Below are 17,777 nucleotides of genomic sequence, written 5' to 3'. Positions count from 1 at the left end.
TCTGTCGTGGCAGCAACGGCCGACAGCTCGTGTTCCGAACGCTTGTTCGACACTGGGCGGTTGATGGTGACGGGCAAGATGCTCTATGGCGGACCTGGCATCTTCGGTCTGTTGTGAAGCGCTGTTCGATGCAGATGTGCGTTTGCGAAGCTGGCGCCGATGAGTTGACATCACGCGATTGGAGCAGCTTCATGCATTGAACGCCCTCAAACGAGCCTTGAGCTGCGCAAACAGCTGTCTCGCTTGCCTGAAAACCGTCTGGTAGCCTCGTTAGCAGGAGGAAACTCCTGTGAGCCTTGAGCCCCGCTGGTACATGCAGCGGGGCTCTCGTGCATCTAGGGCGTCCAGATGGTTGCCTCAATGACCTGCGGACTGATCAGTCTCCATAGGTCATCGTTGGCCTTCACTGACCTTTGATCGTGTTCTGGCTTCGTCGTCGCGATCCGATGATGTAGGAAGGCAACGAGGTCAGCTGCCTGCAACAGGCGGCTCGCTCGCGACGGGGCGAAATGGAGCGTGTCCACGATGCGTACAAGCTTCCGGGCGCAGAAGCCCCAACCTCCATCGCCCCGGTACTTCTGAAGGTCATCTCGGTACTCTGGCTGCTGATCAGCTTGACCTGGCTCGTCGGCGATGACGAGCGTGAGTTCCTCGCTGCCCTCCGCGTGGATGTCAACGCGCTCCAGCAGCTGCGCGAGTGCAACCGAGTGCGGGTAGAAGCCTGGATCGCTGTAGCGCTCCTTCAGGGTGACGGGATCCACGCCGCGGATGATGATCCGCACGTCGTGCTGAGCTATCGCCTCCAGCGCCTTCTGGTAGACGCCAATGCGAACACGCACCATCCTGGCCACTGCCGCCCAGTCAGCCCGTCCCTGGAAGATGTCGTAGCCATGGAGCTCGGCAGTGGCTGCCACATCGGGAAACTTGTCATGTGTTGTGCGCACAACTGCGTCAAGAGCGTCAGACAGTGCGATCGCCTCGCGCTCCGGAACCATGAGCGCGGTGATGTAGTAGCAGTGCTTGCAGAAGCTCTCGTCGACGTATGTGAGCAGCACCTTGGGCAGCCTAGGGATGAGGTGTGACAGTTCAGTTGGGCCAGCAGGGTGGTGGCCTGCACCATCCGGGTGAAGAACCTGGAGAGGCCCCTATCGGCTGCCAGTAGAAGGCAATGTGGCGACCGACAAGTGTGACCGTGGTCACGCTGCTGACCTGGGGTTTCTGTTGAGGTGATCTAGCTAGACATCCAGATTTGCCCTGGTGGCTCTTGTATAGCGCTGTCTCGTCCTGTTTATTGACAGACGTCGCGGCGAGCCTAGTGAGGGCAAAGCTTAGTGAGGCGCGACATCGGGACGATCAAGTGCAAGCAGAAGCAGTAGACCGGCCGGAGTGCCAGCCCCAGCCGGTCTCGCCACCATCTCGGGTACACGCCGAGGTGGGTGCCGCATCTCTCTCGTCAAGATCCATGTTCGAGATGCGCCGCTAAACACGACGAGCGCCGGAGCCCGAGGGCGGCCGGCGTTCGTGCTTTCGAGGGCCGAGGCCCCCTCCCTTGCGGGTTCACAGGCCCACGCGGGGTCCTGCAGGTATGAACCTACGGAACCGCGTTGGGGCCCACCAAACGTTCTGCAATGTGATGCAGCGCACGGTAACACTTTGGAACCTTGTGATGCTGGCGCAAAAGACCAGGTCGGGGCCGCTAAAACGAGCCCCGAAACGCTCACTAGATCGGCCGAGATCTATTACGGGAAGTGAGGCGTGGCTCACCACCACACCTCTGCCGCGAGAACCATCGTGAACACCGCCATCAACTACTTGAGGTTGAAGAAGCCGGTGCCGTCGACCGGTCAACGCAGTGGGCGGAGCGTTTGCTGCGGCGAGGGTGTTTCGACCGCGCAAACCGGACGGGGCGCGGTCGTCGGGCCATGTACCGAGGCGCGCCTACCGAGGACGGACCGAAGTTGTGTGCGGTGTAGGTTGTGCCGCAGGTCAGGGCGGGTGCTCACGCGAGTCTGTAAATCCGTCGCGAAAGCTACAGAGGTTCGAATCCTCTACCCGCCACGCAGGACTGATGGGCCTCTGACCGGACAGGTCAGAGGCCCATCGTCGTATCGTCGCTCCGTACCGAGGGGGATCTCAGTGCGCACGCAGATGGCAACAGAGGCCGGCAGGACGACGGCGCCGAGCGAGGACCGGGCACTCGTCGGGCCGAACCTGCTCGCGGTGCTCGACGGCGTGACGGCGAAGCCGGAGACCGGGTGCGAGCACGGGGTCGGGTGGTTCGCGGACCAGTTGGCCGCGGAGATCCTGCGGGTTGCGCACCTCTCGCCTGCCGAGGCGCTCGGGAAGGCCGTCGAACAGGCCGCTGAGCTGCACTCCGGCACCTGCGACCTCGATCATCCCGACTCGCCCAGCGTGGCCATCGCGGTGGTGCAGATCAAGGACGACGTGCTGCGGTATCTGGTGCTCGGGGACGCGACCGTGGTGGTCGACACCAAGCAGGAGCTGCTCGTGGTGAGCGATACGCAGACGAAGCGCACTGCTGGCGCGAAGGTCGCTGATGTCGAGCACGCGCTCACCGGTGAGGTGGCGCTTCAGGACGTGCGGCGCGTCGCGGTCCTGTCGGACGGGGCGGCGCGGGCGGTGGATCTGTTCAATCTCTTCGATTGGCGTCAGGCGCTCGAACTGATGGCGGCGAACGGGCCGGACGACCTCATCCGCAAAATGCGCGCGGTCGAAAAGGAAGACGCCAAGGCCGTTGAATGGCCGCGCACGAAGATTTGCGACGACGCCACAGTCGTGTACCTCGACCGATGAGACTTGACGCGCTGGACGTCGTCCTGCGCGATGCCGAGAGTGTGCTGGTCTCCGAGATCGAGTGGTACGGCGATGTCGTCGTTGACCTGACGCGTCCGGGGACGCTCGACGGGCTGCGCGCGGCGATGGCGGTGTAGTTCCTCACGTCAGCTGGCACCGGTTCACCAGTCATGCCGGCATCCCGCACGGGTTGCTGTTGAGGTGGCTGGAGGAACACGGGTTGCCGGACGTCTTGGTGCACGACCACGAACGGCCGGAGTGGCGGGCGTGGGAGGCTGCGATGCCGTCCGTGCTGGGGGACATGGCGCCGGACCTCGTGCAGCACCAGGCGCCGGCGGCGGACTCGCGGCACGTCGTCGAGGCGCGGCGGCGGACGCGGAACCTCGACGGCGGGGTGCTGGAGTTGTTGGCGTGGAGCGGAAGCAGCCGGAGCACCGGGACCAGGTACCCGCCGTACGAGGACGTTCCCGGACTGGTCGGAACGCCTGCTGCTCAATGCCTAGGCGCGGGTTCGACGCCTCGGCGGCGTGCGATCGCCTTCATGTTGTCCTCGCCCCAGTCGCCCAACGGCAGGAGTGCGTCGTTCAGGCGGACTCCTAGCGGGGTCAACGAGTACTCGACGCGGGGCGGCACCTCGTGGAACACCTCGCGGTGCACGATCTGGTCGGCCTCCATCTCGCGCAGCACCTGGATCAGCATCTTCTCGCTGATGCCGGACACGGACCTGCGCAGCTCGCCCGTGCGCACGGGGCCGTGGTGCAGCGCCCAGAGGATCAGTGCTTTCCAGCGGCCGCCGATCACGTCGATCGCCGCGTCGAGGCCGCACGCGTACTGCCGTGGCTTCATCCAGGATCCTTACCGAAAAGTGGGTACCTGACAAAATAGTAGGTACTTGTCGCGCGGTCAGTGTCAGAACGAGCATTCACGGCATGGGGATCAAGGAAACCGTGAGCGTGCTCGGCCTCGGCCGGATGGGCACCGCGCTCGCGAACGCCCTCGTTCAAGAGGGCTATGAAGTGACCGTGTGGAACCGCACGCCCAAGACGTTGCCTGGCACCACGCGAGCGGACACACCACAAGAAGCGTTCAAGAGCGATGTCGTCGTCACCTGCCTGTCGACGTACGAAGCACAACAACCGTTGCTCACCAACGACATCAAGGTGCTCGTCAACCTGACGTCCGGCACGCCGGAGCAGGCCAGGCAGACGGCGGAGTGGGCGAAGACCAACGGCGTCGAGTACGTCGACGGTGTGATCATGGCCGTGCCGCAGCAGATCGGTACGCCGCAGGCGAAGATCCTGTTCAGCGGCAACGAGAACCACCACGTCCTGCAGGCGTTCGGCGAGCCGGTGTTCGTGGGGGAGGACGCGGGACTGGCCGCGCTCTACGACCTGGCCCTGCTCGGCATCATGTGGTCGGCCTTCGGGGGTTACCTGCAGGCCGTCGCGCTGATGGGCAGCGAGGGCATCACGCCGCAGCAGTTCACGCCCATGGCCGTGAGCTTCCTGAACGAGATGGGCGCCCTCCTGCCCGAAATGGGCGAGGAGACGCAGACCCGGAGCTACGAGACCGACGTGTCCGCGCTGGACATCAACGTGTCCGGGCTCCACCTGCTCACCGAGGCCGCGAAGGAACAAGGCCTCGACACCACCCTCCCGCAGGCCCTGCACAGCCTGTTCGAACGCGCCCAGCGCAACGGCCACGGCGCGCACAGCATCGCGAGCGTCATCGAGGAGATCCGGAAGTGAAGTACCTGGGGAAGAAGGTCGTCGTCACCGGCGGCACGCACGGAATGGGCCGCGCGACGGTCGACAAGCTGATCGAGCAGGGCGCCGAGGTGCTGCTCACGGGACGCACCACGGAGAAGGCCGAGGGCATCAAGGCGCACGTCGTCGCGTCGGACGCGTCGAACCTCGAGGACGTCGCCCGGCTCGCAACCGAGGTGAAGGAACGACTCCAGGAGATCGACCTGCTGTTCGTCAACGTCGGTTACGCGACGTTGACGCCGTTCCCCGACGCCACCGAGCGCGACTACGACCGCACGTTCGACATCAACACCAAGGGCGCGTTCTTCACCGCGCAGCAGCTCGCGCCGCTCATCAAGGACGGCGGCGCGATCGTCTTCACGACCAGTGTCGCCACCGAGCAGGGCGCCGAGGGCATGACCCTCTACGCGGCGGCCAAGGCGGCGGTGCGGTCGTTCGCGCGCGGGTTCGCCGCGGAGCTCGCGCCTCGCGGGGTCCGGGTCAACGTCGTCAGCCCCGGCTTCATCGACACGCCGTCCATGGGTGTCGTGGGCTCGTCGCCTGAGGTGTTGCAGGAGTTCAAGGAGGTTGGCGACCGCATCACGCCGTTGAAGCGTCACGGCACGATGGACGAGGTTGCCGACGCGGTGCTGTTCCTAGGTTTCGACGCCACCTTCACCACCGGCGCCGAGCTCGCGGTCGACGGCGGGCTCGGCCAGGGGATCAGCGCCTGAGAAAAATCTTCGGAGAACCTGTCACACCTTCGTCGTCCGCCGGGTCGACCAGACAGAAGACGACGAAGGAGAACGAAGATGAGGATCGCCAACCCGATGATGTCGGTGCCCGGCGCGGTGCAGGCGCTGCTGGGGCTGTCCGAGGCCGCGGAGAAGACCGGGCTGGACAAGAACTTCCTGGAGCTGGTCTACCTCCGGGTCAGCCTGGTCAACAGCTGCGGCGTGTGCATCGACTACCACAGCAAGCTGCTGCGCAAGGCCGGCGAGACCGATGAGCGCATCTACTCCGTGGCCGGCTGGCGGGACGTGCCGTACTACACGGACGCGGAGAAGGCGGCGTTCGCGCTCGCCGAGGAGATGACGCACGTGCACGTGAGCGACGCCGTGTGGGACGAGGCCGCGAAGCACTGGGGCGAGGAGCAGCTCGCCGGGCTCACGATCGCGATCTCCGCGATCAACGTCTGGAACCGGCTCAACGTGGCCACGGGCCAGAAGGTGGCCTGAACAAGGGTGAAGCCGGCGCGCAAGAGCTTCCTCTCTCTTGCGTGCCGGCTTCAGCGCGAAGCCTACCCCATGTCGAACAGATGTTCGATCACTGGGCGATCAACACGCCGGTCAACTCGCGGCGAGCGCGGCCCTGCCGTCGTCGGTCAGTTCCGCGCAGACGCGAAGACCGAAGCTCGTCGGCTGGGCGGGGCGCAACAGGCCCGCGTGCACGAGGTCGTGCGTCGCAGTCCGGTCGCAGCACGGCAGTCCGTCGACGTACAGGTCGGGCTCCGTGCCGCCTGTCACCTCGGCACGTCCCGCGGCGACCGCCCGCAGCATCGCCCTCGCTCTTCCGCTGAGCTCCATCTCGACCCCCCAGAACGTGGTGCTGAACCCGCTTGTCCCTTTGTCGAAATAGAGGCCGGATTCGTTCCACAAGTACGGGTTCGTTCGGGTTCTTCGCTTGTGTGAACGGGTAGATCATGTCCCATTAGGCCGTTCGGGTTGCGCCGACACGCCGGAGTACGAGCGCAGGGCGGGGCGGCGCACCCAGAGCGTCCAGTGCGGCCGATAGCCGTGCGAGTACCAGAACGGCGTCGAGCGCGGGTTCGGCAAGACGTGGTGGAGCAGCGTCGATGCCACGCCCGCGCCGTCCAGCACCGAGTGCGCCCGCGCGACGAGGGCGCTGCCCGCACCCGTCCCGCGCACGTCCGGCCGCACGCCGAGGTGACCGAGGTAGGCGAACGGCCGCGCCGACGCGTACTTCTCCATCCAGCCCGCGTCCTGCGGCATGTCGACGTAGATCATGCCGACCGGCGTGTCGCCGCTGAGAGCGAGCCACATCGCCTCGTGGTCGCGGTCGAGCACCTCGGCCAACGCCGTGCGCAGGTGCTCGACGGTGTTCGCGCGCTCGGTCACGAGGCCGAACTGGGCGTCGTACCGGACGGTGTGCAGGTTCAGCTCGACGGCGACGTCCAGATCGGCACGTGTGGCGGCACGGACGTCCACAGCGGACGGCCGCGTCACGGGTGTCCGGCCCGCCAGACGTTCGGCGACCACCGTGAGGGGCGCGAAGCCGCGGTCCACCAACGTCCGCGCGTCGCCGGTCTCGTGGCTCGGCAGCTGCACGATCGCGGCCGTGTCCGGGTCGTCGAGGCCCGTGAGAAGCCCCTGCCACTCCTCGAGCAACGCCGGCAGGTCCCAGCCCGGCTGCCAGGTCAGGCCGTGCGTGCGCAGGGGTCCCCAGGTCGGGAGCAGGGAGTCCGGATCGTTCTCGCGGTAGGAGAAAGGTGCGGTCACACCTCATCTGAGCATGGCAAGGTCGGCGGTGTGGAGATCTACGTAGTGGATTCGTTCACCAGCACGCCATTCGCGGGCAACCCCGCCGGAGTCGTGCTCCTCACCGAACCGCGCGACGACGCCTGGATGCAGCGCGTCGCCGCCGAGATGAAGCACGCCGAGACGGCCTTCGTCACCCCGGACAACCACCTCCGCTGGTTCACGCCCGAGGTCGAGGTCGACCTCTGCGGGCACGCCACGCTCGCCACCGCGCACGTGCTGGGCGGCGAGCAGTCGTTCACCACGCGTAGTGGGGTGCTCACATGCGCAAATGACGATGGGTGGGTCCAGATGGACTTCCCCGCGGACCCGCCAGAGTTGACTGACCCGCCAATCGGTCTAGCGGCGGCGCTGCCACATGCGACGATCAAGTCCGTGGCGCGTGGGCGGTTCGACTTCCTGATCGAGTTGGAGAGCGCCGCGGAAGTCCGTTCCCTGCGCCCCGACGTCCAAGGACTGACACAAATCCCGTCACGCGGAGTGATCGTGACGGCGGTCGGCGACGGCGACGCGGACATCGTCAGCCGCTGCTTCTACCCGGCCGTCGGCATCCCGGAGGACCCCGTCACCGGATCGGCCCACTGCACGCTCTCGTCCTATTGGGTGCCTCGGCTCCAGCGCGCTGACCTGCTGGCGGAGCAGGCGTCGCCGCGCGGAGGGTTCGTCAGGGCGACCCTCGCCCAAGATCGCGTACTGCTCTCGGGGCAGGCCGTGACGGTGCTCCAGGGGCGCCTGAGCGTGTAGCCACGTCTGGGTGAATCGACGTCACCAAACGTGCTCGACCTGCCATTTCGTCCCCCGAGCGGGGTACATTGGTGCCCCTGGAGGGGTCCTGATCGCCAAGTGCGGGACCCCTCAGTCACGCCTAGAGGTCCCCCCACCCAGGCCGACGAGGAGGCTGGATGTCCGACCGAGCGTCGGCCCCCGTGTCGGACTCGGCCGCCTGGTCGGCCAAGTCGACCAACCGCGCGTTCAGCGCTTTCGCCGTCACCCTCCTGGTGGCCGGCGTCGTCTGCGCGGGCATGGTCGCGGCCTGGCTGCCGGAGAAGGAGACCACCTCCCTCTTCTGGATCGGCCCCCTTCTCGTCGTCGGCTTCCTGCTGGCGGAACAGCTCGCGATCAACGTCGACGTCCGCAGCGGCGTCGCCTGGACGATCTCCTTCACCGAGATCCCGCTGGTCCTGGGCCTGCTCGTCGCCCCGTTCGAGATCGTTCTCGCCGCGCACGTGGTCGCCGGCGTGGGCACGTTGCTCGGCAGGCGGATCCTCGACCGCGCCGTCTACAACGCGGGCCTCATGTTCATGGAGATCTCCGTGGCGTTCGCCGCCGCCGAGGCCGTGAACCGGATGATCGGCGCGGGCGGTCCGTTCTGGGCGGGCGCGTTCATCGGCACCATCACCGTTCCGCTCCTCGCGAGCGTGCTGGGCCTCTGCGCGTTGCGTCTCATGGGCAAGTCGATGCGCGTGGGCAACAGCGTCCGTCTCGTCCTGCAGACACTGGTCGTGGCGCTGCTGAACACCTCGGCCGGCCTCGTCGGCTACCAGATCGTCGCCACCACGCCGTGGGGCGCAGCCCTGATCATCCTGGTGCTCGCGGGCATCGTGGCTACCTACCTCGCCTACTCCGGGCTGCTGCGCGAACAGCGCGACCTGGAGGCGTTGAGCGAGGTCAGCCTCCGCGTCGCGAGATCGGGCCAGCACGGCACCGGTCCGCGCCAGCCCGACGACGACCTCACCACGGGCGTCGAAGAGGACGAGTGGCAGCTCATCGCGGAACGCATCCGCGAGCAGCTCAACGCGAACAGGGTCGTGCTGCGCCTGCGCACCGACCCGCAGGAAGCCATGATCACCCTCGTCGCCGGCGAACCGCTGCCCGAGGAGATGGCCGCGACGGACCCCCGCGCCGTGCGCGAGGACCCCGTGCTCCAGCTGCCCGGCACGCACGTCCGCTACTACCGCGTGGCCGACGCGACCGAGGACGTCACCGAGGCCCTGCTGCGCCGCGACGCGCAGGAAGCCCTCGTCGTCCCGTTGCGCGGCGCGACCCAGCTGCTCGGCGCTGTCGAAGCCCACGACCGGCTGTCGCGCTGGCGCGGCTTCGGCAAGGCCGACATCCAGCTGCTCAGGACCCTGGCCTCGCACCTCGCGACCGCGGTCGACAACCGCCGCCTGCTCGCCCGGCTGCGCCACGACGCCTACCACGACCCGCTGACCGGCCTGCTGAACCGCGCGGGCCTGCGCGAGGCGTGCGCCGAGTCGTTGCGCGAGTCCCAGCGAGGCGTGGTGCTGCGCATCGACCTCGACATCCTGTCGACCGTCTCCGACGCCCTGGGCCTGGCCTGGGGCAACCGGATGGTCGTCGCCGCCGGACGCCGTCTGCGGGACGCACTCGGTGCCGACGTGCCGCTGGCCCGGCTGGAGGGTGGCGCGTTCGCCGCGTACCTCGACGACGAACGTGCCGCGACCGCCCACGAGACCGCGGAACGCCTGCGGGCCGGGCTTTCCGTGCCGTACCCCGTCGACCGGCTGACCGTCGAGGCCTCCGCGGTCGTCGGGTACGCGTCCAAGGCGGACTCCGAGACCGAGGACCCGGACCCTGACGTGTTGCTGCAGCGGGCCGATGTCGCCGTGCGCGCCACGTCCGAAGGCACGCCGGTGAAGGCCTACGCGCCGTCGATGGGCCACCTGTTCCTGCGTCGCTTCCAGCTCGTCACGCAGTTCCGCCAAGCCGTCGAGACCGGCCAGATCTCGGTGCACTACCAGCCGAAGGTCGCCCTGCCGTCCCGTCAGGTCGTGGGCGCGGAGGCGTTGGTGCGCTGGACGCATCCGGAGTTCGGCCGCGTCGACCCGGACGAGTTCGTGCCGGCCGTCGAGGCCACCGGACTCGTGGACGTGCTGACGGACTTCGTGATGGACCGGGCTCTGGAACGCGTCCGCCGCTGGCTCGACCGCGGGCTGCGGATGTCCATCGCGGTGAACCTGTCGGTCCGCACCCTGGGCGACGAGGACTTCCCGAACCGCGTCGAGGCCGCCCTGCGCCGCCACGACGTGCCGTCGGGCCTGCTGACCTTCGAGCTCACCGAGTCGGGCGTCATGGCCGACCCCGAACGCGCACTGCCGGTGCTGCGGCGCCTGCACGCGATCGGCGTCGTGCTGGCGGTCGACGACTTCGGCACCGGTTACTCGTCGCTCGCGTACCTGCGCCAGCTGCCCGTGGACGAGGTGAAGATCGACAAGTCGTTCGTGCTCGGGATGGGCACGGACCTCGGCGACATGGCCGTGGTCCGGTCGATCGTGGAGCTCGGGCACTCGCTCGGTCTCGTCGTGGTCGCCGAAGGTGTCGAGGACGACGCCGCGCGCGACCAGCTCGTCGGCATGGGCTGCGACGTGGCCCAGGGCTACCTGATCTCCCGGCCGCTCTCCGAAGATCGCTTCGAGGCGTGGCTGCGGGCACGAACCGTGCAGGTCAGGGGTGCTCGCGATGAGACGGTGCTCACGCTGGTGCACTAGAGGCACCCCCGGATTTCGTTCTTGGTGGACGCGTGTTGTAGAGTTCTCCACAGCTCAGCAAGAACGAAAGAGCAAGCCCCTTTAGCTCAGTCGGCAGAGCGTCTCCATGGTAAGGAGAAGGTCTACGGTTCGATTCCGTAAAGGGGCTCCACTACTGGCCGCAGTGCTGAGCGCTGCGGCTTGTAGTTGTGTTGAGGAAGTTGTGTAAAGCGGTGTAGCTCAGTTGGTAGAGCAAGCGGCTCATAATCGCTGTGTCGCCGGTTCAAGTCCGGCCACCGCTACGCGAGTGGGTGGGGTCTGTCGGCCGAAAGCGCCGACCTTCCTCGCTCCGCATGATTTTGGGGGCCAAGCCCCCACACCCCGGGCAGCAACCTCGTTGCCCGCCCCCGCCGGGCGGTAAGCCCGCACCGGTCACCTCTTCCGAGGTCGGGGATCGTGTGCTCTCAGGAAGGCAAGGACCGTGGCTGCAACCGACGTACGCCCGAAGATCACCCTCGCGTGCGAGGAGTGCAAGCACCGGAACTACATCACCAGGAAGAACCGTCGCAACGACCCGGACCGCCTGGAGATCAAGAAGTTCTGCCCGAACTGCAAGACGCACCGCGCGCACAAGGAAACCCGCTGAGCGCGTAGCAGCTTTCGACCGAGGCCCGTCCCACACGTGGGGCGGGCCTCGTCGCATATAGGCTCCTTCGGTGCCTCTCGACCCCGCTTTCATCGGACGTAGTTATCCGCCGTCGCAGCCCTACGACGTGAGCCGCGAGAAGATCCGCGAGTTCGCCGAGGCCATCGGCGCGACCAGCCCGGCCTACCGCGACGCCGAAGCCGCGAAGGCGCTGGGGCACGGGGACGTCATCGCGCCGCCGACGTTCGCGATCGTCGTGGCGATGAAGACCAACGAGACGGTCATGTTCGACCCGGAGCTGCAGCTCGACTACAGCCGCGTCGTGCACGGCGACCAGAACTTCACGCACCACCGCCCCATCACCGCGGGCGACCAGCTCGTCAGCACCGCGCACATCGACGCCATCACGTCGCGCATGGGCAACGACATGGTGACCGTGCGGACGGAGATCAGCACGGTCGACGGCGAGCCTGTCGCCACCGCCAAGTCGATGCTCGTCGTGAGGGGAGAAGACGCGTGAGCCACGAGGTGGGCACTGAACTGCCGGCGCTGTCCGTGCGCCTCAAGCGCGACGACCTGGTCCGCTACGCGGGCGCCTCGCTGGACTTCAACCCGATCCACTGGAACGAGAAGACGGCCAAGGAGGTCGGCCTCCCGGACGTCATCGCGCACGGCATGCTGACCATGGCCGTGGCCTCGCGGATCGTCGCGGAGTGGATCGGCGACCCCGGCGCCATCGTCGAGTACGGCTGCCGGTTCGGGCGGCCCGTGGTGGTGCCCAACGACGGCGAGGGTGCGCTGGTCGAGGTCACCGCGAAGGTCACCAAGGCCTTCGACGACGGAACTGTGAAGGTCAACATCAACGCGGCTTTTGACGGCAAGTCGGTGTTGACGGGCGCCTTCGCCCGCGTCCGCGTGAGCTGATCTTGTGATCAAGAACACCACCGGACAACCCGGTCCGGTGGTGTTTGCGGTGCTCACGCGAGATTCGGGCCGGGTCCGTGCTTCAGTTGCACGACCCTGATTCGTGTTCTCGGCCTGCGTGTGGGTAGGCTGTGCGACAGGCCGCTCGGCAAGTGCTTGAGCGGTCTGGTTGGAATGGACGGGACAGGCTCCCGTACACTTCCTGCTTGGCCAGGGGATCTCGGTTCGGGATCTCAAAGGGGTGTAGCTCAACTGGCAGAGCAGCGGTCTCCAAAACCGCAGGTTGCAGGTTCAAGTCCTGTCGCCCCTGCTGTCGAAGCGCGTCATGGGTGGAGTGGAGGCACGGCATGAGCGAGGGCCGCGAGCAGGACCAGCCGGAGGAGCGCGAAGGCGCTGTCCGGCCGTCCACTGCTGCGGCGCGACGTGAACGTCGTGCCTCCTCTCGCCCGGCCGCCCGCAAGGACGGCAGCAGCGCTGAGTCGAAGAAGAGCGTCGCCAAGTCCGACGAGTCGGACGAGGACGCGAAGAAGAGTCGCCCGACCAAGGCCCGTGACGGGCAGGAGAAGCGTCCCTCGCTGATCGGGCGGGGTTTCCGCTACATCCGCGAGGTCGTCGGCGAACTCCGCAAGGTGATCTGGCCGACGCGCAAGCAGTTGGTCACCTACACCGGCGTCGTGCTGGTGTTCGTGGTCTTCATGGTGGCGCTGGTGTGGGCTCTCGACCTCGGCTTCGGCGCGGCTGTTTTCGAGTTGTTCGGCTGAGCCGGACAGCTGCCGCTGCAACCAGGAAGCGAGATCCACAGTGAGCTCCGACAACGGCGTTGACGCCCAGGAGAAGACCGACCTCATCGACGACGAGGTGTCCGAGGACACCGCGGCCGACGAGACGGTCGAGTCGGAGGCTGTGGACTCCGCCGACGAGAGCGACGAGTCCGAAGAGGACGTCGATGTTCTCGCCATCGACGAGACTCCGATCGACGAAGAGATCGCCGACCCCGCCGAAGAGCTGCGTCAGGCCCTGCGCCACGCGCCCGGCGACTGGTACGTCGTGCACTCGTACGCCGGTTACGAGAACAAGGTGAAGGCGAACCTCGAGACTCGTATCCACACGCTCGACATGGAGGACTACATCTTCCAGGTCGAGGTGCCGACCGAAGAGGTCACCGAGATCAAGAACGGCCAGCGCAAGCTGGTGCAGCGCAAGGTGCTGCCCGGCTACATCCTGGTCCGCATGGAGCTCACCGACGCGTCCTGGAGCGCCGTCCGCAACACGCCGGGCGTCACCGGGTTCGTCGGAGCCACCTCCAAGCCCTCGCCCCTCACGATCGACGAGGTGCTGAAGTTCCTGCTCCCGCAGCAGGAGCAGAAGCCGGCCGAGGGCAAGAAGGCCGCTTCCACCACCGTGTCGAAGCCGACGATCGAGGTCGACTTCGAGGTCGGCGAGTCGGTCACCGTCATGGACGGCCCGTTCGCGACGTTGCCCGCCACGATCAGCGAGGTCAACGCGGACGGCCAGAAGCTGAAGGTCCTGGTGTCGATCTTCGGCCGGGAGACGCCGGTCGAGCTGTCGTTCAGCCAGGTCTCCAAGATCTGAGCGGTCTCCTCACCGGAAGACCGATCGGCCACGCTGCGGCTGGCAGAGCCGCGCGCGGACACTGCAATAACAGGAAGTACGGACAATGCCTCCCAAGAAGAAGAAGCTGTCAGCGATCATCAAGCTGCAGATCAAGGCTGGTGCCGCCAACCCGGCGCCGCCCGTTGGTCCCGCGCTGGGTCAGCACGGCGTCAACATCATGGAGTTCTGCAAGGCCTACAACGCCGCGACCGAGTCGCAGCGCGGTCAGGTCGTGCCGGTTGAGATCTCCGTGTACGAAGACCGCTCGTTCGACTTCAAGCTGAAGACGCCGCCGGCCGCGCGACTCATCCTCGCCGCCGCTGGTGTCGACAAGGGCAGCGGCGAGCCGCACCGCGTCAAGGTCGCCAAGGTGACCATGGAGCAGGTCCGCAGCATCGCGCAGGTCAAGATGGTCGACCTCAACGCGAACGACATCGACCAGGCCGCGAAGATCATCGCCGGCACCGCCCGTTCCATGGGCATCACGGTCGAAGGCTGACCACACCCTCTTTTAGCAAGCGTGGGAGAGCCGAGCGCGGCTCATTCACCACGACCTGATCCACGAAGGACAGAGTTATGAAGCGCAGCAAGGCCTACAAGGCCGCCGCAGAGCTGGTTGACCGGGAGCGGCTGTACTCGCCGCTCGAGGCTGCCAAGCTCGCCAAGGAAACGTCGAAGGTCAAGCTGGACGCCACCGTCGAGGTCGCGATCTGCCTGGGTGTCGACCCCCGCAAGGCCGACCAGATGGTCCGCGGCACCGTGAATCTGCCGCACGGTACGGGCAAGACCGCCCGCGTGATCGTCTTCGCAGTCGGCGACAAGGCCGCTGAGGCCGAGGCCGCCGGTGCGGACGCCGTTGGCTCCGAGGACCTGATCGAGCGCATCCAGGGTGGCTGGCTCGACTTCGACGCCGCGATCGCGACCCCCGACCAGATGGCCAAGGTCGGTCGCATCGCTCGCATCCTGGGCCCGCGCGGCCTGATGCCGAACCCCAAGACCGGCACCGTGACCCCCGAGGTCGCCAAGGCCGTCAACGAGATCAAGGGCGGAAAGATCAACTTCCGCGTTGACAAGCAGGCCAACCTGCACTTCGTCATCGGCAAGGTCTCGTTCGACTCCGAGAAGCTGGTCGAGAACTACGCGGCCGCGCTGGACGAGATCCTCCGCGCGAAGCCGTCCGCGGCCAAGGGCCGGTACGTCAAGAAGGTCACCGTCTCCACGACGATGGGCCCTGGCATCCCGGTCGACCCGAGCCGCACCCGCAACATGCTGGTGGACGAGGCCTGAGCCTCCCGGTTCACAGCTAGCTGAGAAAGGCCCCCGGTTCGCCGGGGGCCTTTCTGCTGTTCAGGCCCGGTCCCTGCGGTAGTCGGTGGGGGACTTGCCGACCTGCTTCAGGAAGTGGTGGCGCAGGTTGTTCGCGGTGCCGATGCCGCTCAGAGCAGCGATCTTCTCCATCGGCAGGTCGGTCGACTCCAGCAGCACCTGCGCCCTGGTGATGCGTTCGGTGAGCAGCCACTGCAACGGCGTCGTGCCGGTCGTGGCGTGAAGCCTGCGGTAGAAGGTGCGCGGGCTCATCGCGGCCCTGCGGGCCAGGTCCTCGATCGTCAACGGCTCGTCCAGGCGGGCGCGGGCCCAGTCGAGCACCGGCGCGAGGCCCTGCTCGTCGCTCGCGGGGACCGACAGGTCCACGTACTGGCCCAGGTGACCTGGCCGGTGTCCCGGCACCACCATCCGGCGGGCGAGCTGGTTCGCGACGTGGGCGCCCAGGTCGCGGCGCACCAGGTGCAGGCAGACGTCGAGGCCCGCGGACATGCCCGCGCTGGTCAGCACGTCACCCTCGTCGACGTAGAGCTGCGAGTCGTCGACCCGGACCTTCGGGTAGCGCTCGGCCAGCAGGGCGGTGTGCATCCAGTGCGCGGTGGCCCTCTTGCCGTCCAGCAGGCCGGCTTCGGCCAGTGCGTACGCACCTACGCACGCCGACACGATTCGCGCGCCGTTGTCGTGGGCGTCTCGTAGAGCCGTGACGAGCTCCGGCGGGACAGGCGCGTTGTCCTCGATGACCTCGTCCGGCACCCACGACACGATGACGGTGTCCGCGCGCACGATGTCATCGAGCTTGTGGGTGCTGTGCAGGGTGAAGCCCGGAGTGGTGTCACGCGTGCGGTTTCCGGTGCTGCACAACCACAACTCGTACCAGGGGTCGGCCAGGTCGGGCTGCGGGGTGCCGAAGACGGCGGCGGGAATGCCCAGCTCGTAGAGGTCCGCGACGCCGAAGTCGCCGGGCACGACCAGGGCGACGGATCCAGCGCTCATGCGACCCAGCCTATGGCAGGAATTTGGTGAAAGGGGTCATTCCGGTCACTGGTTGAGATGATCATCCGAGGCGAGGCTGAAGGCATGACAACTGAAGCGATCACCGTGCTGGGGCTGGGAAATCTCGGACGCGCGCTGGCGGAGGAGTTCGTGCGGAACGGCCGGTCCGTCGTGGTCTGGAACCGGTCCGAGGGGAAGGCCACGGGGCTTGTGGCGTCCGTCGCGAGCAGTCCGGCGGAGGCCGTGGCGGCCGGTGGGCTCGTGGTCGTCGCTCTGCTCGATCATCAAGCGGCGCAACGGGTTCTGAGCGGGGTGGACGTGCGCGGGAAGGCGTTGGTGAACCTGACCTCCGGCACTCCCGACGAGGCTCGGGAACTGGCCGGGTGGGCTGCGGACAACGGGGCCGAGTACCTGCACGGCGCGGTGTACGCGGTGCCTCAGACGATCGGCACCGAGGCGTCGTCGATCATCTACAGCGGTTCGCCGGGAGTGTACGAACGCTGGCAGAAGGCGTTGGCGCTACTGGGGAAGACCACTTTTCTGGGGGACGACGCCGGGCGAGCGTCCGGGTACGACGTGGCGATCCTGTCCGGGATGTACGGGCTGCTCGGCGGGTTCCTGCACGCGGCGGCGCTGGCTCGGGCCAACGGGATCAAGGCCGGTGAGCTCACGCCGATGTTGCTGTCGTGGCTGACGGATCTCCAGCCCGCGCTGGGGACGTTCGCGGAGGAGATCGACGCGTCCGACTACGCCGGTGGTGAGTCGAGCCTCGCGATGAACCAGTCCGGGCTGGCGACGCTGATCCGCGCGGCTGAGGCGCAGGGCGTGCCGTTCGCCGGGCTCGAGGCGGTGAAGGCGTTGGTGGACCGGCAGGTCGACGGCGGTCGCGGACAGGAGAGCTTCGCCCGCGCCGTCGAGTCGTTCTAGCCGCAGGTGCTCTCGGTCCAGTCGGTGATGACCCAGCCGGCACCGACCTTCTCCACGACGAACGTGCCGAGCCGCGGGCCGCCCTCGACGGTCAGGGCGCACGAGTCGATGGTGACCTTGGTGGTGGTCGGGGTCTTGAGCATGTCCGGCGGGAACATGACCTGCTGGTACCTGTCGACGCTGGTGACCTTGGTCTTCAGGTCCTTGACCGCGGCGGCGCAATCGCTTGCGCCGTAGGCGTTCGCGAACTTCTGACGGGTGTCGTCGCGCAGGAACAACGTGCAGGCGCGGGTCGTGTCGGCGAACGACACGTGCTTGTAGAACATGCCGACGGTGCCCTGCAGCCCGGCCGGTGCGGACAGACCCTGCGCCGCACCGGTCACGCCGCCGCTGTCCTGCGCGACGTCGCCGGGGTCGTCGACGCCGAAGAAGTGGTTGTAGGCCCACACGGCGGAGAAGACGACGAGCAGGAAGAACAGCGCGCGCCAGAAGATCCCGCTGCCGAGCACGACGAGCCACCAGCGCTTGCCGCCGGGTTGCTTCGGCGGCTGGGGTGCCTGGCCGGTCGCCTCCTGGTAGCGCTGGAACTCCTGGAAGCGCTGGAACTCCTGGAACTGCCGCATCTGCTCCGGGTCCACCTGCGGGGCGGGCGGCTCGGGCGGCTGCGGCTGGGGCGGCTGCGGCTGGCGGGGCGCGAGGTCCTTGCCGGGCTCGTCGGTCACACGTCACATTGTGCCGATTTGGA

22 protein-coding genes and 3 tRNA genes are annotated in these 17,777 nt (G+C 67.2%); 18 read left to right on the top strand and 7 right to left on the bottom strand.

All coding sequences use genetic code 11. The features are described 5' to 3' along the window. Positions 1–335 precede the first annotated feature (335 nt). Positions 336–1,055 carry a DUF3800 domain-containing protein gene (locus tag ACWF7A_RS40860; RefSeq protein WP_452255842.1) on the bottom strand — a complete coding sequence of 240 codons (720 nt, stop codon included), beginning with the start codon at positions 1,053–1,055 and terminating at the stop codon, positions 336–338. A gap of 1,081 nt (positions 1,056–2,136) precedes the next feature. Here ACWF7A_RS40860 and ACWF7A_RS40855 point away from each other — a divergent pair. Both ACWF7A_RS40855 and ACWF7A_RS40850 read left to right on the top strand, forming a co-directional pair. Next, a complete protein-coding gene (locus ACWF7A_RS40855) occupies positions 2,137–2,814 on the top strand; it encodes a protein phosphatase 2C domain-containing protein (protein WP_452255841.1) in 678 nt (225 codons plus the stop codon). After that, positions 2,811–2,951, top strand: coding sequence for a hypothetical protein (locus tag ACWF7A_RS40850; protein ID WP_452255840.1), 141 nt, complete (start codon positions 2,811–2,813; stop codon positions 2,949–2,951). The genes ACWF7A_RS40855 and ACWF7A_RS40850 overlap by 4 nt, the downstream gene beginning before the upstream one ends. A 31-nt stretch (positions 2,952–2,982) precedes the next feature. Here ACWF7A_RS40850 and ACWF7A_RS40845 read toward each other — a convergent pair whose 3' ends face one another. Next, positions 2,983–3,249 (bottom strand): hypothetical protein, encoded by a 267-nt coding sequence (locus tag ACWF7A_RS40845; RefSeq protein ID WP_452255839.1) that lies wholly within the window; start codon positions 3,247–3,249, stop codon positions 2,983–2,985. Between the two features lie 57 nt (positions 3,250–3,306). Continuing rightward, entirely contained in the window at positions 3,307–3,660 is a 354-nt protein-coding gene (locus ACWF7A_RS40840; protein WP_452255838.1) for a winged helix-turn-helix transcriptional regulator, read from the bottom strand. An 83-nt stretch (positions 3,661–3,743) separates the two neighbouring features. On the opposite strand from ACWF7A_RS40840, the gene ACWF7A_RS40835 reads away from it, so the two are divergent. From ACWF7A_RS40835 to ACWF7A_RS40825, 3 genes are all read left to right on the top strand, one after another. Further along, a complete protein-coding gene (locus ACWF7A_RS40835; RefSeq protein WP_452255837.1) occupies positions 3,744–4,562 on the top strand; it encodes an NAD(P)-dependent oxidoreductase in 819 nt (272 codons plus the stop codon). Continuing rightward, positions 4,559–5,293 carry an SDR family NAD(P)-dependent oxidoreductase gene (locus ACWF7A_RS40830; protein ID WP_452255836.1) on the top strand — a complete coding sequence of 245 codons (735 nt, stop codon included), beginning with the start codon at positions 4,559–4,561 and terminating at the stop codon, positions 5,291–5,293. Before ACWF7A_RS40835 ends, ACWF7A_RS40830 begins: the two co-directional genes overlap by 4 nt. Before the next feature lie 78 nt (positions 5,294–5,371). Then, positions 5,372–5,797 carry a carboxymuconolactone decarboxylase family protein gene (locus tag ACWF7A_RS40825; protein WP_452255835.1) on the top strand — a complete coding sequence of 142 codons (426 nt, stop codon included), beginning with the start codon at positions 5,372–5,374 and terminating at the stop codon, positions 5,795–5,797. A 111-nt stretch (positions 5,798–5,908) separates the two neighbouring features. On the opposite strand, the gene ACWF7A_RS40820 is transcribed toward ACWF7A_RS40825, so the two are convergent. Next, positions 5,909–6,145, bottom strand: a complete 237-nt coding sequence (locus ACWF7A_RS40820) for a hypothetical protein (RefSeq protein ID WP_452255834.1) — start codon at positions 6,143–6,145, stop codon at positions 5,909–5,911. Between the two features lie 114 nt (positions 6,146–6,259). Beyond that, on the bottom strand, positions 6,260–7,078 hold the full coding sequence (locus ACWF7A_RS40815) for a GNAT family N-acetyltransferase (protein WP_452255833.1): 819 nt from the start codon (positions 7,076–7,078) through the stop codon (positions 6,260–6,262). Between the two features lie 30 nt (positions 7,079–7,108). Here ACWF7A_RS40815 and ACWF7A_RS40810 point away from each other — a divergent pair, with 30 nt between their 5' ends. The 12 genes from ACWF7A_RS40810 to rplA all read left to right on the top strand — a co-directional run bounded on the left by ACWF7A_RS40810 (position 7,109) and on the right by rplA (position 15,076). Continuing rightward, complete coding sequence (locus ACWF7A_RS40810) at positions 7,109–7,861, top strand: PhzF family phenazine biosynthesis protein (protein WP_452255832.1); 753 nt, start codon at positions 7,109–7,111, stop codon at positions 7,859–7,861. 158 nt (positions 7,862–8,019) lie between these two features. Continuing rightward, on the top strand, positions 8,020–10,626 hold the full coding sequence (locus ACWF7A_RS40805) for a putative bifunctional diguanylate cyclase/phosphodiesterase (protein WP_452255831.1): 2,607 nt from the start codon (positions 8,020–8,022) through the stop codon (positions 10,624–10,626). A gap of 75 nt (positions 10,627–10,701) precedes the next feature. After that, positions 10,702–10,777, top strand: a tRNA-Thr gene (locus tag ACWF7A_RS40800). A gap of 57 nt (positions 10,778–10,834) precedes the next feature. Further along, positions 10,835–10,907: transfer RNA gene (locus ACWF7A_RS40795), tRNA-Met, on the top strand. 179 nt (positions 10,908–11,086) lie between these two features. Next, positions 11,087–11,251 carry a 50S ribosomal protein L33 gene (gene rpmG, locus ACWF7A_RS40790; RefSeq protein WP_015105301.1) on the top strand — a complete coding sequence of 55 codons (165 nt, stop codon included), beginning with the start codon at positions 11,087–11,089 and terminating at the stop codon, positions 11,249–11,251. A gap of 70 nt (positions 11,252–11,321) precedes the next feature. Continuing rightward, complete coding sequence (locus ACWF7A_RS40785; RefSeq protein WP_452255830.1) at positions 11,322–11,771, top strand: MaoC family dehydratase N-terminal domain-containing protein; 450 nt, start codon at positions 11,322–11,324, stop codon at positions 11,769–11,771. After that, the gene (locus tag ACWF7A_RS40780) at positions 11,768–12,175 is read left to right on the top strand and encodes a MaoC/PaaZ C-terminal domain-containing protein (RefSeq protein ID WP_452255829.1); all 408 of its coding nucleotides are present in this window, start codon (positions 11,768–11,770) and stop codon (positions 12,173–12,175) included. Before ACWF7A_RS40785 ends, ACWF7A_RS40780 begins: the two co-directional genes overlap by 4 nt. Positions 12,176–12,412: 237 nt before the next feature. Beyond that, positions 12,413–12,485: transfer RNA gene (locus tag ACWF7A_RS40775), tRNA-Trp, on the top strand. 37 nt (positions 12,486–12,522) lie between these two features. Then, positions 12,523–12,936, top strand: coding sequence for a preprotein translocase subunit SecE (secE, locus tag ACWF7A_RS40770; protein WP_452255828.1), 414 nt, complete (start codon positions 12,523–12,525; stop codon positions 12,934–12,936). Positions 12,937–12,976: 40 nt separating this feature from the next. Next, positions 12,977–13,768 (top strand): transcription termination/antitermination protein NusG, encoded by a 792-nt coding sequence (gene nusG / locus ACWF7A_RS40765; RefSeq protein ID WP_452255827.1) that lies wholly within the window; start codon positions 12,977–12,979, stop codon positions 13,766–13,768. Positions 13,769–13,853: 85 nt separating this feature from the next. Further along, the gene (gene rplK / locus ACWF7A_RS40760; RefSeq protein ID WP_030478269.1) at positions 13,854–14,288 is read left to right on the top strand and encodes a 50S ribosomal protein L11; all 435 of its coding nucleotides are present in this window, start codon (positions 13,854–13,856) and stop codon (positions 14,286–14,288) included. Between the two features lie 77 nt (positions 14,289–14,365). Further along, a complete protein-coding gene (rplA, locus tag ACWF7A_RS40755; protein WP_452255826.1) occupies positions 14,366–15,076 on the top strand; it encodes a 50S ribosomal protein L1 in 711 nt (236 codons plus the stop codon). Positions 15,077–15,136: 60 nt separating this feature from the next. On the opposite strand, the gene ACWF7A_RS40750 is transcribed toward rplA, so the two are convergent. After that, positions 15,137–16,105, bottom strand: coding sequence for a GlxA family transcriptional regulator (locus ACWF7A_RS40750; RefSeq protein ID WP_452255825.1), 969 nt, complete (start codon positions 16,103–16,105; stop codon positions 15,137–15,139). An 84-nt stretch (positions 16,106–16,189) separates the two neighbouring features. On the opposite strand from ACWF7A_RS40750, the gene ACWF7A_RS40745 reads away from it, so the two are divergent. Further along, positions 16,190–17,032: an NAD(P)-dependent oxidoreductase gene (locus ACWF7A_RS40745; protein WP_452255824.1), complete on the top strand. Its 843-nt coding sequence runs from the start codon at positions 16,190–16,192 to the stop codon at positions 17,030–17,032. Here the strand turns inward: ACWF7A_RS40745 and ACWF7A_RS40740 are convergent. Further along, the gene (locus ACWF7A_RS40740) at positions 17,029–17,754 is read right to left on the bottom strand and encodes a hypothetical protein (RefSeq protein WP_452255823.1); all 726 of its coding nucleotides are present in this window, start codon (positions 17,752–17,754) and stop codon (positions 17,029–17,031) included. The genes ACWF7A_RS40745 and ACWF7A_RS40740 overlap by 4 nt on opposite strands. Positions 17,755–17,777: the final 23 nt, after the last annotated feature.

The organism is Lentzea sp. NPDC055074, assembly GCF_053608005.1.
The sequence above is the reverse complement of the archived record's forward strand: the minus strand, read 5'-3'. Positions and strand labels throughout refer to the sequence as shown.

What these genes read in the sequence shown, in the direction of transcription:
- ACWF7A_RS40850 (WP_452255840.1), top strand. Translation starts at nt 2,811, where the DNA reads ATGAGACTTGACGCGCTGGACGTCGTCCTGCGCGATGCCGAGAGTGTG.
- ACWF7A_RS40840 (WP_452255838.1), bottom strand. Translation starts at nt 3,660, where the DNA reads ATGAAGCCACGGCAGTACGCGTGCGGCCTCGACGCGGCGATCGACGTG.
- ACWF7A_RS40835 (WP_452255837.1), top strand. Translation starts at nt 3,744, where the DNA reads ATGGGGATCAAGGAAACCGTGAGCGTGCTCGGCCTCGGCCGGATGGGC.
- ACWF7A_RS40825 (WP_452255835.1), top strand. Translation starts at nt 5,372, where the DNA reads ATGAGGATCGCCAACCCGATGATGTCGGTGCCCGGCGCGGTGCAGGCG.
- ACWF7A_RS40820 (WP_452255834.1), bottom strand. Translation starts at nt 6,145, where the DNA reads ATGGAGCTCAGCGGAAGAGCGAGGGCGATGCTGCGGGCGGTCGCCGCG.
- ACWF7A_RS40805 (WP_452255831.1), top strand. Translation starts at nt 8,020, where the DNA reads ATGTCCGACCGAGCGTCGGCCCCCGTGTCGGACTCGGCCGCCTGGTCG.
- secE (WP_452255828.1), top strand. Translation starts at nt 12,523, where the DNA reads ATGAGCGAGGGCCGCGAGCAGGACCAGCCGGAGGAGCGCGAAGGCGCT.
- rplK (WP_030478269.1), top strand. Translation starts at nt 13,854, where the DNA reads ATGCCTCCCAAGAAGAAGAAGCTGTCAGCGATCATCAAGCTGCAGATC.
- rplA (WP_452255826.1), top strand. Translation starts at nt 14,366, where the DNA reads ATGAAGCGCAGCAAGGCCTACAAGGCCGCCGCAGAGCTGGTTGACCGG.
- ACWF7A_RS40750 (WP_452255825.1), bottom strand. Translation starts at nt 16,105, where the DNA reads ATGAGCGCTGGATCCGTCGCCCTGGTCGTGCCCGGCGACTTCGGCGTC.
- ACWF7A_RS40745 (WP_452255824.1), top strand. Translation starts at nt 16,190, where the DNA reads ATGACAACTGAAGCGATCACCGTGCTGGGGCTGGGAAATCTCGGACGC.